Consider the following 12,531-nt stretch of genomic DNA (forward strand, 5'->3'; position numbering starts at 1 on the left):
CGCACAGGTTCTCCACATGCCACTCTTCGTAGGCTGTGAGGGCCCAGTGAGCCGGACTGCAGCCCGACCCCGAGGAGGTGCCCGATGATCCTCGTCCTCGTCGCGTTCGCGATCGTCGCCCTGATCGTCCCCGCCCTGACCCCCGTCCTCGGCCGCCGCGTGTTCTACGTCGCAGCCCTCGCGCCCGCAGCCGCCGCCGTGCTGACGGTGCTGCAGACGGACGCAGCCCTGCACGGCAGCGTCGTCGAACGGCACCGGTGGGTCCCGCAGCTCGACCTCGAGATCACACTGCGGATGGACGCCCTGTCGTGGGTGCTCGCGCTCGTGGTGTCGATCGTCGGGGCCCTCGTGCTCGTCTACTGCGCCTCGTACTTCGGGCGCGACGAACCGGGGATCGGCCGGTTCGCAGGCGTGCTGACCGCGTTCGCCGGGTCGATGTTCGGCCTCGTCCTCGCCGACGACGTCATCGTGCTCTTCGTCCTGTGGGAAGCGACCACGGTCTTCTCGTACCTGCTCATCGGACACGACGCCGACAAGCGTGCGAGCCGTGCGGCCGCGATGCAGGCCCTCGTCGTCACCACCGCCGGCGGTCTGGCGATGCTCGCCGGTCTGGTCATGCTGTCGGTCGCGGCGGGCACGACCTCGCTCTCCGGCATCATCGCCGCTCCGCCGACCGGACCGATCGTCACCGTCTCGGTGGTCCTCGTCCTGCTCGGCGCGCTGACGAAGTCGGCGATCGTGCCGTTCCACTTCTGGTTGCCGGCGGCCATGGCCGCTCCGACCCCGGTCAGCGCGTACCTGCACGCGGCTGCGATGGTGAAGGCCGGCATCTACCTCGTGGCCCGGCTCGCCCCGGCGTTCGCACTGCTCGACGGCTGGCGCGAGACCATCACCGTGCTCGGTGTCCTCGGCATGCTCATCGGTGGCTACCGGGCGCTCCGCCAGACCGACCTCAAGCTCCTGCTCGCCTACGGCACCGTCGCGCAGCTCGGGTTCCTCGTGCTCGCCGCCGGGTGGGGCGCGCCTGCGGTGGCGCTCGGCGGAGTCGCGCTGCTCGTGGCGCACGCCGCGTTCAAGTCCACGCTCTTCCTGGTGGTCGGTGCGATCGACCACACCACCGGCACCCGCGACCTCGGGCGCCTGAGTGGCCTCGGTCGGAAGACACCGTGGCTGGCCGTCGTGGCCGCCCTCGCGCTCGTGTCCATGGCCGGCATCCCGCCGACGATCGGCTTCGTCGCGAAGGAAGCCGTGCTGACCGGCTTCACCGAGTCGCTGCACGGTCCCGACGCCGGCTGGGCATGGTTCGCCCTCGTCGGCGTGACGCTCGGCTCGGTGCTCACCGTGGCCTACTCGCTCCGCTTCTTCTGGGGAGCGTTCGCCCGCAAGCCCGACGTCGCCCAGACGGAACCGCACGCGCTGCACGGCCTGGGTGTGGTGCCGTCGATCCTGGCGCTGACCGGTCTCGCCCTCGGCCTGCTGACCCCGGTCGTCGCGCACGGTATCGAGCCCGCGGCGACGATGGCCTCGCTCCCCGGCGAGGAAGTGCCCCACCTCGCGCTCTGGCACGGCCTCGAACCGGCGCTCGGCATCTCGGCCGTCACCCTGGTCGGCGGTCTCGCACTGTTCGCCCTCCGACGTCCGGTCGAGGCACTGCAGCACCAGCTCGCCGGGTTCCCGAGCGCCTCGGGCACCTACCGGCACCTCATGCGCGGCCTCGACCGGTTCGCGACGGGCCTGACCGCCGGTGTCCAGCGGGGTTCGCTCCCCTACTACCTGACGGTGATCCTGTCGGTGTTCGTGGCGGGTGCGCTCGCGAACCTCGTGCTCGGCGGGCCGTGGGAGTTCCACGTCCGGTTCTCCGACTCGTGGGGCCAGATCCCGGTCGTCATCGTGATGTCCGTCGGCGCCATCGCCGTCCTCACCGCGAAGACCCGGTTCGCCGCCGCCGTCCTGGTGGGCGTGACCGGCTACGGCATGTCCGTCCTGTTCGTGCTGCACGGCGCGGTCGACCTCGCACTCACCCAGCTCGTGGTCGAGACCGTCACCCTCATCGCGTTCGTCCTGGTGCTCCGGCGGCTCCCCCCGCGCATCGCGACGACGAACCCGAGCCGGTTCCGCATCGTGCGCGCGCTCTTCGCGGGGCTGGCCGGCCTCACGCTGGCGGTCGTCGTCATCGTCGCCGCCTCGGCGCGCACCGCCGACCCGATCTGGCCGGACCTACCGGCGCTCACGAGCTCGTTCGGGCACGGCCTCAACGTCGTCAACGTCGCCCTCGTCGACCTGCGCGGCTGGGACACCCTCGGTGAGCTCACCGTCGTCGTCGCCGCGGCCACGGGCGTCGCGAGCCTCATCTTCGTGAACTCCCGCGAGGACACGCTGCCCCGGCTCCGCGACCTGCCGGAGACCCTGACGGCCGACGGCCAGCGCACCGACGGCGAGCCGCGCGCCTGGCTGCCGACGAGCGCCGCCATCCCGACCGGCCGCTCGGCGCTCCTCGACGTCGTGGTCCGACTGCTGTTCCACGGGCTCATCGTCCTGTCGGTCTACCTGCTGTTCGCCGGGCACAACGCGGCCGGCGGCGGCTTCGCCGGTGGCCTCGTCGCCGGCATCGCGCTGGCGGCGCGCTACCTGGCGGGCGGCCCGGCAGAACTCGGCGCCGCCGCCCCGGTCCGGGCCGGTCGACTGCTCGGGCTCGGTGTCGCGACGGCGGCGATCACCGCGATCGTGCCGCTGTTCTTCGGTCGCGAAGCCCTGTACTCCGAGTTCTTCGAGGCGACCGTCCCGATCCTCGGCCACGTCGAGTTCGTCACCGCCACGTTCTTCGACATCGGCGTGTACCTGGTCGTCGTCGGCCTGGTGCTCGACGTCCTCCGCAGCCTCGGCGCCGAGGTGGACCGGCAACGCCTCGAGGACGCCTCGGCGCCCACCCGCGACACCACCGAGGGGTCAGTCCGCGACACCCTCGAGGCCCCCACCCCGGAAGGGAGCGCCACATGACCGTCACCCTCGTCCTCGTGATCGCGATGGCCGTGCTGTTCTCCTGCGGCGTCTACCTGCTGCTCGAACGGTCCCTGACCCGGATGCTGCTCGGCTTCCTGCTGCTCGGCAACGCCCTGAACCTGCTCCTGCTGGTGATGTCCGGCGCCGCCGGCAACCCGCCGATCGGCAAGTCCTCCGAGGGCATCACCGACCCGCTCCCCCAGGCCTTCGCGCTGACCGCGATCGTCATCACCTTCGCCGTCAGCGCGTTCCTGCTCGCCCTCATCCACCGCTCGTGGCAGCTGTCCCGCGCCGACGAGGTCGAGGTCGACGAAGCCGACGTCGCCATCGGCCGCCCGCGCGACGACCCCGACGACGACCCCGAAGCCGACTTCGACCCGAAGTCCCCCGAGGACGCCGACGATCCGCACGAACACCAACCGCACCAGGACGGAGTGACCCGATGACCTGGCTCGTCCCGCTCCTCGTCCTCGTCCCGCTGCTCGGCGCAGCCGTTGCACTCGGCCTCCTGCGGCACCAGAAGCTGCAGCGCGCGATCACCGTCGTGGTGCTCGTCGTCGCACTCGCCGTCGCCGCGACCCTCATGGTGCTCGTCGACCACCACGGCACGATCGTCGTGCAGGTCGGCGGGTGGGACGCCCCGTACGGCATCTCGCTGGTGGTCGACCGGCTGAGCGCCCTGCTCCTCACGGTGAGCGCCAGCGTGCTGCTCATCGTCCTGCTGTTCTCGATCGGCCAGGGGCTCGCAGCCGACGACGGTGAAGCCCCGGTCACGATCTTCTACCCGACCTACCTCGTGCTGGCCGCGGGCGTGCTCGACTCGTTCATCGCCGGCGACCTGTTCAACCTGTACGTCGCGTTCGAGATGCTGCTCGTGGCGAGCTACGTGCTCATCACCCTGGGCGGCAGCGAGCAGCGGGTCCGGGCCGGCACCACGTACATCGTCACGAGCCTGATCGCGTCGGCGATCTTCCTCGCTGCGATCGGCCTGGTGTACGGCGCGACCGGCACGGTCAACATCGCACAGATCAGCGAGCGCGTCGCCGACCTGCCCGAGCACGTGCAGCTGCTCCTGCACACCATGCTGCTCATCGGGTTCGGCATCAAGGCGGCGGTCTTCCCGCTGGCCTTCTGGCTTCCGGACTCGTACCCGACCGCCCCGGCCCCGGTCACCGCCGTCTTCGCCGGTCTGCTGACGAAGGTCGGCATCTACGCGATCATCCGCCTCGAGACGGTGATCTTCCCCGGGCCGCAGTTGAACAACGTGCTGCTCGTGGTGGCTGTGCTGACGATGGTCGTCGGGGTGCTCGGTGCGGTGTCCCAGACCGACGTCAAGCGTCTGCTGTCCTTCACGCTCATCAGCCACATCGGCTTCATGGTGATGGGTGTCGGGCTCGGTACGGTCGCGGGGACGGCTGCCGCGGTGTTCTACACGGTGCACCACATCGTCGTGCAGACCACGTTGTTCCTGGTGTCCGGCCTGATGGAACGCGTCGGTGGGACCACGTCGACCCGATCGCTCGGCGGGTTGTTGAAGGCCGCGCCGCTGCTGGCCGCGCTGTACCTGGTCCCGGCGTTCAACCTGGGCGGCATCCCCCCGTTCTCCGGCTTCATCGGCAAGCTCGGGCTGTTCCGCGCCGCCGCCGAGGACGGCTCCCCGCTGGCGTACGTCACGATCGCCGCCGGCGTGGTCACGTCGCTCCTCACGCTGTACGCGCTGATGCGCGTGTGGGACGCCGCCTTCTGGCGGCCGAAGCCCGCGGCCGAGGCCGCGGCGCCGCACGCGACGACCGCCGAACCGCACGCCGCCCTGCGGTCGCCGGAACCCGCCCCCCTGACCGTCTCCGAGGAGACGGGTGAGGCCTTCCACCCGGGAGGCTCGGTGACGGTCACCGACGCACCCCACGCGAGCAGTGCCTCCCGTCCGACCACCGGGTCGACCGAGACGGTCGGCGAAGCGCCGACCAAGGTCCGGCTGCCACGCATGCTCGTCGGCGTGACGACGGTCGCGGTCCTCGGATCCGTCGCCCTCACCGTGGTCGCGGGACCGCTCTACGGGTACGCGAGCCGCGCAGCGGAGTCGCTCGAGTCGCCGGACCGGTACGTGCAGGCCGTCCTCGGGGGTGACCGGTGAACACCGACACCCGACACGTCGCCAACGCCCGCCGCATCGCGGTGGCGTGGCGGTACGACGTCCCACTCGTCGCCGGTCTGACCGTCCTGTGGGCCCTGCTCTGGGGCTCGTGGACGCCACTGACCCTGCTCTGCGGCATCGTGGTGGCGCTCCTGGTCACCCAGGCGCTGCCGCTGCCGCCGGTCCCGCTGTCAGCCCGGTTCTCGATCGTGCACGCCGTCCGGTTCCTCGTGGTGTGGTCAGGGCTCGTCATCGCGGCGTCGTTCCGGGTCGCCTGGGTCGCGTTCCGCCCGCGGGGCGTCCGCCGCAGCTCCATCACGCTCGTGCAGCTGCACTCCACCGCCGAGATGACCTTCACGCTGGCGACCCTCGCGATCTCGCTGGTGCCCGGCTCGTACGTCGCCGACGTCGACCTGCGGCGCCGGCGCCTGCTGCTGCACGTGCTCGACACCGAACGGGTCGAACAGGTCGAGGCCGCCCGTCGCGAGGCCCTCGGCATCGAGGCCATGGTGATCCGTGCCCTGGGGTCGAAGCAGGACGTCTCCGAACTGTCCGAACCGCTGCCGGAGGTCACCCGATGAGCGCCGCCGTCGTCGTCATGGGGATCGGCATCGCCCTGGTCCTGGCGCTGCTCGGCGCCACCCTCGCGCTCGCGGTCTTCCGGATCGTGCGCGGCCCGACGATCCTCGACCGGATGATCGGATCCGACATGGTCCTGACGACCGTGCTCGTGGTGATCGCAGCGTCGATGGTGGTCCGGCGCGACCTGACCGGGATCCCCGTGCTCGTGGTGATCGCCGCGACGAGCGTGTTCGCCACCGTTGCGGTGGCCCGTGCGGTCACGCCCTCGTCGGACCCGTCCGACGAAGGGCTCACCGTCACCACCCCCGAGCACGCCGCAGAAGCAGAGGAGCAGTCGTGACCGAGATGATCCAGGCGTTCCTCGACGGCGCCGGCGTGCGGGCGTGGATCGCGCTCGCCCTGCTGCTCATCGGTTCGCTGCTGTCCCTCGGCGCCGGGGTCGGCATCGTGCGGTTCCCGGACCCGCTCGTCCGCCTGCACGCCATGGCGAAGCCGCAGGTGCTGGGGCTGGCGTTCGCCCTGGCCGCGATCGTCGTCGCGGTGGGGACCTGGACGGCGTTCTGGGTCGTCCTGCCCATCATGGTGTTCCAGCTGTTCCTGGTGCCCGTCTCGACGCACATGATCGCCCGCGCCGGGCTGCGGGCGGACGACTACCGGCACGAGGACCTGCTGGTCGACGACACCGAGTCCTGATCTTTCGAGTGTTATCCCATTTTATCTGCGATGACTAAAACGAGGTAAATCCGCTAAGGTCTGGCGCATGGACAGCGTGAGGAATCCGTACACGCCGAACGCCGGAGCGACTCCCGAGATCGTTGCGGGACGCTTCGAACACACCCGCGCTTTCGAAGTGCTCCTCCAGCGGCTCGCCCGCGGGCGTACAGACCAGTCACTGATCATGACCGGGCTCCGAGGCGTCGGGAAGACGGTGCTGCTCAACGAGTTCGCGGAGCTGGCACGAACGGCGAACTGGGAGGTCGTCGAGCTCGAGGCGAGCAAGCACGACGATGGACAGTTCCGGCAGACGATGGCCTCGCTCCTCCGGTCGGCACTGCTCCAGATCTCTCCACGCAAGCGATGGACGGATCGCGCGCGACGGGCGGCCGAAGTCCTGACCGCCTTCGGCATGTCCGTGGACCACACCGGTACATGGTCGATGACCTGGGATGTCGAGCCGGCGGAGGGGTTGGCTGATCACGGCGACCTCGCCCTGGACCTGACGGACGTCCTCGTCGCGCTCGGACAGGCTGCGCAGGAACACGGTCGGGGCGTCGCGATCCTCGTGGACGAAGTACAGTTCCTGCGGTCAGCGCAGCTCGAAGCCATGATCCAGGCCCTGCACAAGACAGTCCAGCGCAAGCTCCCGATCACCTTCGTCGGCGCCGGGCTCCCCCAGATCGCCGAGCTCGCTGGCGACGCGAAGTCCTACGCGGAGCGCCTCTTCAGGTTCCCGGAGATCGACTCGCTCGGCGACGACGACGCCAGGGAGGCGCTCATCCGCCCGGCCGAGCTGGAGGAGGCCTCGTTCGCTTCCGACGCCGTCGACCTCGCACTGGAGATCACCAAGGGGTACCCCTACTTCCTCCAGGAGCTCGGATACCAGGCCTGGGAGATCGCCGCTGGTCCGGAGATCACCGCCGACGACATCGACGCCGCTCGCGAGGGGTACCTCACCAAACTGGACCGGTCGTTCTTCCGGGTGCGCCTCGACCGCGCAACAGGATTGCAGACCGCCTACCTCCGGGCCATGGCGGAGCTCGGACCGGACGCGCACAAGGCCGCCGATGTTGCTCGAGTCCTCAAGCGGGAGTCCACGCAACTCGGGCCGACTCGAGCGGAGCTGATCGACATGGGCCTCTTGTACACCCCCGAACACGGATACGCAGCGTTCACCGTCCCGGACTTCGACCAGTTCATGCTTCGAGCTGTGCCGGAGCTCGTGGTCCCGGAAGTCCGACGCCGTGCTCGTCGGACCAGCGACGGCCATCCCTGAACGGCGACAGGGCTCGGACGCCAAGGAGACCGCGATCGGCGCGGTGCGATCTGCTTCAGGCAGCCGTCCGGCGACGCAGCAGCAGGTTGACGACGGCCGCCAGCACGACGACCGCTGCCGAGGCCGCGGGGAGGACCATCGCCGCGGCTGCGCCGTGCTGCTCGGCCAGGTCGCCCGTGACGGCGGAGGCGATCGACTGCCCGACGATCACGGCGGAACCGAGGATCGTCATCGTGGTCGCGGACCGGCCGACCGGTGAACGGTCAGAACCGAGGCTGTACTGGGCGACGAGGGTCGGGCCGATGCCGACGCCCATGATCGCCAGGACGATGCCGACCGCCACGACGGAGTCGGCCTGCGAGAACGCGATCGCGCCGCCGAGCAGCACGACGCCGAACACGAGCCAGCGCCAGCCGAGGCCGAACGACCGCGGGAACGCTGCGGACCCGAGCGCGAGTCCGGCAGAACCGATGCCCATCAGGCCGTAGAGCAGGCCGGCCTGGGACGCCTCGCCGTGGGTCTCCATGAACGCCGTCAGCGACGTCAGGGTCGAGCCGAAGAACAGGCCGATGCCGAGGATCCCGACGACGACCACCACGAGCCGCGGACGCAGGAGCTGACGCGCCGGGGCCTGGGTCAGTTCCTCGTGCTGCCCGAGCACGAGCTTGCCGGTGGGGTGCAGCGCGAACGCGGTCACGAACACGAAGGTCAGGGCCGAGGCGCCGGCGACCGCGACCCACGGGGCGATCGCGCTGGCGAGGATGCCGACCAGGAACGGGCCGATGATGAAGACGGTCTCGTCGGCGGCCGACTCGTACGCCATCGTGCCGCTGAGGGTCTTCTCGCGGCGGGCCGGCCGCATGCGCTGCGCGATGATGGCGACGAGCCGGGTACGGGACATCGGCGCGACCTGGGGCGCGGACGCCCCGATGCAGAACGCCATCGCGAGCACGGCCAGGTCCGGCGCGCTGCCGCTGACGACGAAGGGGAACGCGCCGAGCAGCGCCGCGTTGACGAGGCCGACGGGGACGAGCACGGCACGCTGGCCGAACCGGTCCGCGGCGGCGCCGACCATCGGTCCGAACACCGCGGCACCGATGCCGACCGAGGCGGAGTTCACGCCGCCGAGGGCCACGGAGTCACGCGCCGCCACCACGAGGGTGAGGACCCCGACGACCATCATGGCGAACGGCAGGCGGGCGATGAACGCCACCGGGAAGTACCAGCGTCCGGCGAGGGAGACGAGCGAGGCGTCTCCGGCGGTCGCGGTGGCCGTGCGCTCCGGGGCGGGCGCGGACGGGGAGGGACTGGTGTGGAGCATGGGGGTGTGCCTTCTCGGCCCGGCCCGGTTCGGCGGGGGCGGACCCATCGGGTGCCGCCGTTGTCCGCCGGGGAGCCGGCGGCCGGTAGATACACACTGCGTGTTTCAGAACTGCGCCCATCGTACCAACCGTTCCGGTCGGGGCCAGGGGTAATGCTTCGTCACCGGACCGTCCTGCGGCCCGCACGGCCCATATCGTGGCGCGCATGGAACAGCGACGCATGGGGCGCACGGGGGCGCCCGTCAGCTCGCTGACGCTCGGGACGCGTGCCGTCGCCGGCGTCGCGGCCAACGACCCGTCGGCCGGTGTGACCCTCGTGCTCGAGGCACTCACCCGCGGCGTGACGTCGGTCGACGTCTCGGACGCCGACGGCGCGGGCCTGGCCGAGACCGCGGTGGGCGCGGCGATCGGCGGACGGCGCGAGGACGTGTTCCTGTCGGTGCGGTTCGGCGCCCCGGTCGACCAGGACCCGGCGCACCGGGGCAACGGGCGGCGGTGGATGTTCCGTGCCGTGGAGCGGAGCCTGCAGCGACTCGGCACCGACGTCATCGACCTGTACCAGCCGGCGCTGCCGGACCCGGCGACGTCGCTCGACGAGACGCTCGACGCCCTCGCCGACCTGGTCGCACAGGGCAAGATCCGCGCCTTCGGCCTCCCCGGGTTCCCGGCCGAGGAACTCGTCGAGGCGCAGTGGCTCCGGTCCGGGGCGAAGAGCGCCACCGCGACGCACGTCCCCTACTCGATCCTCACCCGCACGGCGGAGCGCTCGGTGTTCCCGGTCGCCCGTCGCTTCGGCCTCGGGGTCCTGGCCGGAGCGCCCCTCGCCGGCGGCTGGCTCGCGGGGACCTACCGCGCCGGCACCGTCCAACCACGCTCACCGCACGTCGACGAACAACCGGACGCGTACGACATCGGCGCCCCGCGGAACCGTCGGAAGCTCGAGGTCGCCGACCGGCTCGGACGCCTGGCCGACGACTCCGGCTTCACGGTGTCGGAGCTCGCGGTCGCCTTCGCCCTGACACACCCCGACGTGTCCTCGGTGGTGATCGGGCCGCGCACCGTGTCGCACGTCGACGCCTACGTGCAGGCGTCCGAGATCGTCCTCGACGACGGGCTGCTCGACGCGATCGACGCGATCGTCGCGCCGGGCACCCACGTGCTCGAGCGGGACACCGGGTTCGCGCTGCCGGCGCTCAGTCGCGAGCGACTCCGCGGTCGCACCCCGGTGGGTGCGGCACCGCACCGCTCGTAGGTCCGCGGTCAGGAGACCTCGCCGGCACGCGCTCCCGCCCACAGGTCGACGTCGGTGATGCCGACGGAGTGCTGGTCGATGGTGCGGAGCTCCTCGTCGGTGAACGAGGTGTTCGCCAGCGCCGCGACGTTGTCCTCGAGCTGCGACACCTTCGACGCCCCGATCACGAGCGAGGTCACCCGCTCGTCCCGGAGCGCCCAGGCCAGTGCGAGCTGCGCCAGGGACTGTCCACGAGCGGCGGCGACGTCGTTCAGCGCTCGGAGGTGCCCGACGACCTCTGGTGTGATGCTCGAGGCGTCGAGCGACTTGCCGGCGGCGGCTCGGGAGTCCGACGGCACCCCGTCCAGGTACTTGCCGGTGAGCAGGCCCTGCGCCAGTGCGGTGAAGCCGATCACGCCGAAGCCGTGCTCGCCTGCGGCGTCGAGCAGCCCCTCGGTCTCGATCCAGCGGTTGAGCATCGAGTACGACGGCTGGTGGATGAGCAGCGGCGTGCCGAGGTCGCGCAGGATCGCGGCCGCTTGACGGCTGCGCTCCGCGTCGTACGACGAGATGCCGACGTACAGCGCCTTGCCCTGCTGGACCGCGGTGTGCAGCGCGCCCATCGTCTCCTCGAGCGGGGTCGACGCGTCGAGTCGGTGCGAGTAGAAGACGTCGACGTAGTCGAGACCCGTCCGCTGCAGGGACTGGTCGAGCGAGGCCAGCACGTACTTCCGTGAACCGCCACCCTGACCGTACGGCCCCGGCCACATGTCCCAGCCGGCCTTGGTCGACACGATCATCTCGTCGCGGTAGGGCCGGAAGTCCTCACGCATCAGGCGCCCGAAGTTCACCTCGGCGGCTCCGTACGGCGGACCGTAGTTGTTCGCCAGGTCGTGGTGGGTGATGCCGAGGTCGAAGGCCCGACGGCTGATCGCGCGCTGCGTCTCGAACGGCACGTCGTCACCGAAGTTGTGCCAGTACCCCAGGGAGAGCAACGGCAGGTCGAGGCCCGAGCGGCCGGTGCGGCGGTAGGTCATCGAGTCGTAGCGGTCGTCGCTGGCGATGTAGGTCATGGACCGAGCCTGCCACCGGCACCATCGGACGAGCGCAGCACGCGCGAGCGGGTGCATGATCGACTCACCGGCACGGGGCGGTCTCCTGATCCCCGGCCGGTACCGTGAGCGCATGACCGCGCTCCGTTCGGCCGACCGATGACCGCCCTGGGCGCAGCGCCCGTCTTCGCCCTGGTGTTCCTCGTGCTCTACCTGGTGGGGCGGCGGCGCGACCCGCGGATGCTCCGGAACGGCGTGTTCCTGACGGCAGCGGCGTTCTTCGCACTTGCCACGGCCGTGTCCGCCCTGACGATCGTCGTACCGGGGTTCAGCCTGGTCGTCGGCATCGTGTTCCTGCTCGTCCCGCTCGCGGTCGCCGTCCTCGGCGTGGCCCTCATCGCGAACGGTTTCCAGATGCTCCGCTCCGAGGGGCGCAGTCTCGGCAACACGCTGTCGCTGGTCGCCGGGGTGCTCGTGTTCGTGCTGCCCGCGGTCGCCATCGCCCTGTTCGTGTCCGCCAGCGGCGAGGGCTTCACGCTCTGGGACGGCACCCGGATCGCGGTCGCCGTGCTGATGGTGTTCGTCTGCGGGTACTTCGCGGTGTCCCTCGTCGCGTTCGCCGTGTACTCCGTGGTCTACGGCCGGATGCGCCACGGGACGGTGCCGGACGCGATCGTCGTCCTCGGTTCCGGGCTGATCCGTGGCGAGGTGCCGCCCCTGCTCCGCAGCCGTCTCGACCGGGCGCTCGTGGTCTACCGCGCCGAGCGGGCCGCCGGGCGCCGGCCACTGTTGATCCCCTCCGGCGGGCAGGGCGACGACGAGCCTCGCCCCGAGGGCACCGCGATGGCCGAGTACCTGCTGGCGAACGGCGCAGATCCCGAGGACGTCCGGCCCGAGACCGAGTCACGCAACACCCGTGAGAACCTGCGGTTCTCGCGCGCCGTCCAGACCGAGGCCGGGCGCGACGGTCAGGTCGTCGTGGTCACGAACGACTACCACGTGCTCCGCGCCGCCACCCTGGCCCGGCGGCTCGACCTGCCGGCACAGGTGGTGGGTTCGCGGACGGCGCCGTACTACGTGCCGAGCGCGTTCCTGCGCGAGTTCGTCGCGGTGGTCGTCGAGCACCGGTGGCTCAACGTGGTGGCGTGCACGCCGTTCGTGCTGTTCACCGCGTTCCTGCTCTGGGAGTCGTTCCAGCAGCGGTAGACGTGACCGAC

Annotated in this window: 11 protein-coding genes; 9 read left to right on the forward strand and 2 right to left on the reverse strand. The window is 71.0% G+C overall.

The genetic code is table 11. From position 1 onward, the window contains the following. Positions 1 to 84 precede the first annotated feature (84 nt). The 7 genes from OGL88_RS08425 to OGL88_RS08455 all read left to right on the forward strand — a co-directional run bounded on the left by OGL88_RS08425 (position 85) and on the right by OGL88_RS08455 (position 7,709). Positions 85 to 2,997 carry a Na+/H+ antiporter subunit A gene (locus OGL88_RS08425; protein ID WP_263091166.1) on the forward strand — a complete coding sequence of 971 codons (2,913 nt, stop codon included), beginning with the start codon at positions 85 to 87 and terminating at the stop codon, positions 2,995 to 2,997. After that, positions 2,994 to 3,446: a Na(+)/H(+) antiporter subunit C gene (locus OGL88_RS08430; RefSeq protein ID WP_308202611.1), complete on the forward strand. Its 453-nt coding sequence runs from the start codon at positions 2,994 to 2,996 to the stop codon at positions 3,444 to 3,446. Before OGL88_RS08425 ends, OGL88_RS08430 begins: the two co-directional genes overlap by 4 nt. Beyond that, a complete protein-coding gene (locus tag OGL88_RS08435) occupies positions 3,443 to 5,134 on the forward strand; it encodes a Na+/H+ antiporter subunit D (RefSeq protein WP_263091167.1) in 1,692 nt (563 codons plus the stop codon). The genes OGL88_RS08430 and OGL88_RS08435 overlap by 4 nt, the downstream gene beginning before the upstream one ends. Then, positions 5,131 to 5,715 (forward strand): Na+/H+ antiporter subunit E, encoded by a 585-nt coding sequence (locus tag OGL88_RS08440; RefSeq protein WP_263091168.1) that lies wholly within the window; start codon positions 5,131 to 5,133, stop codon positions 5,713 to 5,715. Before OGL88_RS08435 ends, OGL88_RS08440 begins: the two co-directional genes overlap by 4 nt. Beyond that, positions 5,712 to 6,056 (forward strand): sodium:proton antiporter, encoded by a 345-nt coding sequence (locus tag OGL88_RS08445; protein WP_263091169.1) that lies wholly within the window; start codon positions 5,712 to 5,714, stop codon positions 6,054 to 6,056. Before OGL88_RS08440 ends, OGL88_RS08445 begins: the two co-directional genes overlap by 4 nt. Positions 6,057 to 6,061: 5 nt before the next feature. Continuing rightward, on the forward strand, positions 6,062 to 6,409 hold the full coding sequence (locus tag OGL88_RS08450) for a cation:proton antiporter (RefSeq protein WP_228505532.1): 348 nt from the start codon (positions 6,062 to 6,064) through the stop codon (positions 6,407 to 6,409). Positions 6,410 to 6,476: 67 nt separating this feature from the next. Further along, positions 6,477 to 7,709 carry an ATP-binding protein gene (locus OGL88_RS08455; RefSeq protein WP_263091170.1) on the forward strand — a complete coding sequence of 411 codons (1,233 nt, stop codon included), beginning with the start codon at positions 6,477 to 6,479 and terminating at the stop codon, positions 7,707 to 7,709. Between the two features lie 55 nt (positions 7,710 to 7,764). On the opposite strand, the gene OGL88_RS08460 is transcribed toward OGL88_RS08455, so the two are convergent. Further along, positions 7,765 to 9,030: an MFS transporter gene (locus OGL88_RS08460; protein ID WP_263091171.1), complete on the reverse strand. Its 1,266-nt coding sequence runs from the start codon at positions 9,028 to 9,030 to the stop codon at positions 7,765 to 7,767. Positions 9,031 to 9,236: 206 nt separating this feature from the next. Between OGL88_RS08460 and OGL88_RS08465 the strand changes: the two genes are divergently transcribed. Then, positions 9,237 to 10,283, forward strand: a complete 1,047-nt coding sequence (locus OGL88_RS08465; protein ID WP_263091172.1) for an aldo/keto reductase — start codon at positions 9,237 to 9,239, stop codon at positions 10,281 to 10,283. An 8-nt stretch (positions 10,284 to 10,291) separates the two neighbouring features. Here OGL88_RS08465 and mgrA read toward each other — a convergent pair whose 3' ends face one another. Next, positions 10,292 to 11,335, reverse strand: a complete 1,044-nt coding sequence (gene mgrA, locus OGL88_RS08470) for an L-glyceraldehyde 3-phosphate reductase (RefSeq protein ID WP_205463631.1) — start codon at positions 11,333 to 11,335, stop codon at positions 10,292 to 10,294. A gap of 138 nt (positions 11,336 to 11,473) precedes the next feature. On the opposite strand from mgrA, the gene OGL88_RS08475 reads away from it, so the two are divergent. After that, positions 11,474 to 12,520 (forward strand): YdcF family protein, encoded by a 1,047-nt coding sequence (locus tag OGL88_RS08475; RefSeq protein ID WP_263091173.1) that lies wholly within the window; start codon positions 11,474 to 11,476, stop codon positions 12,518 to 12,520. Positions 12,521 to 12,531 lie beyond the last annotated feature (11 nt).

Origin of the sequence: Curtobacterium sp. RIT-PI-V (assembly GCF_025642935.1) — a bacterium.
In the GTDB taxonomy this organism is placed as follows: domain Bacteria; phylum Actinomycetota; class Actinomycetes; order Actinomycetales; family Microbacteriaceae; genus Curtobacterium.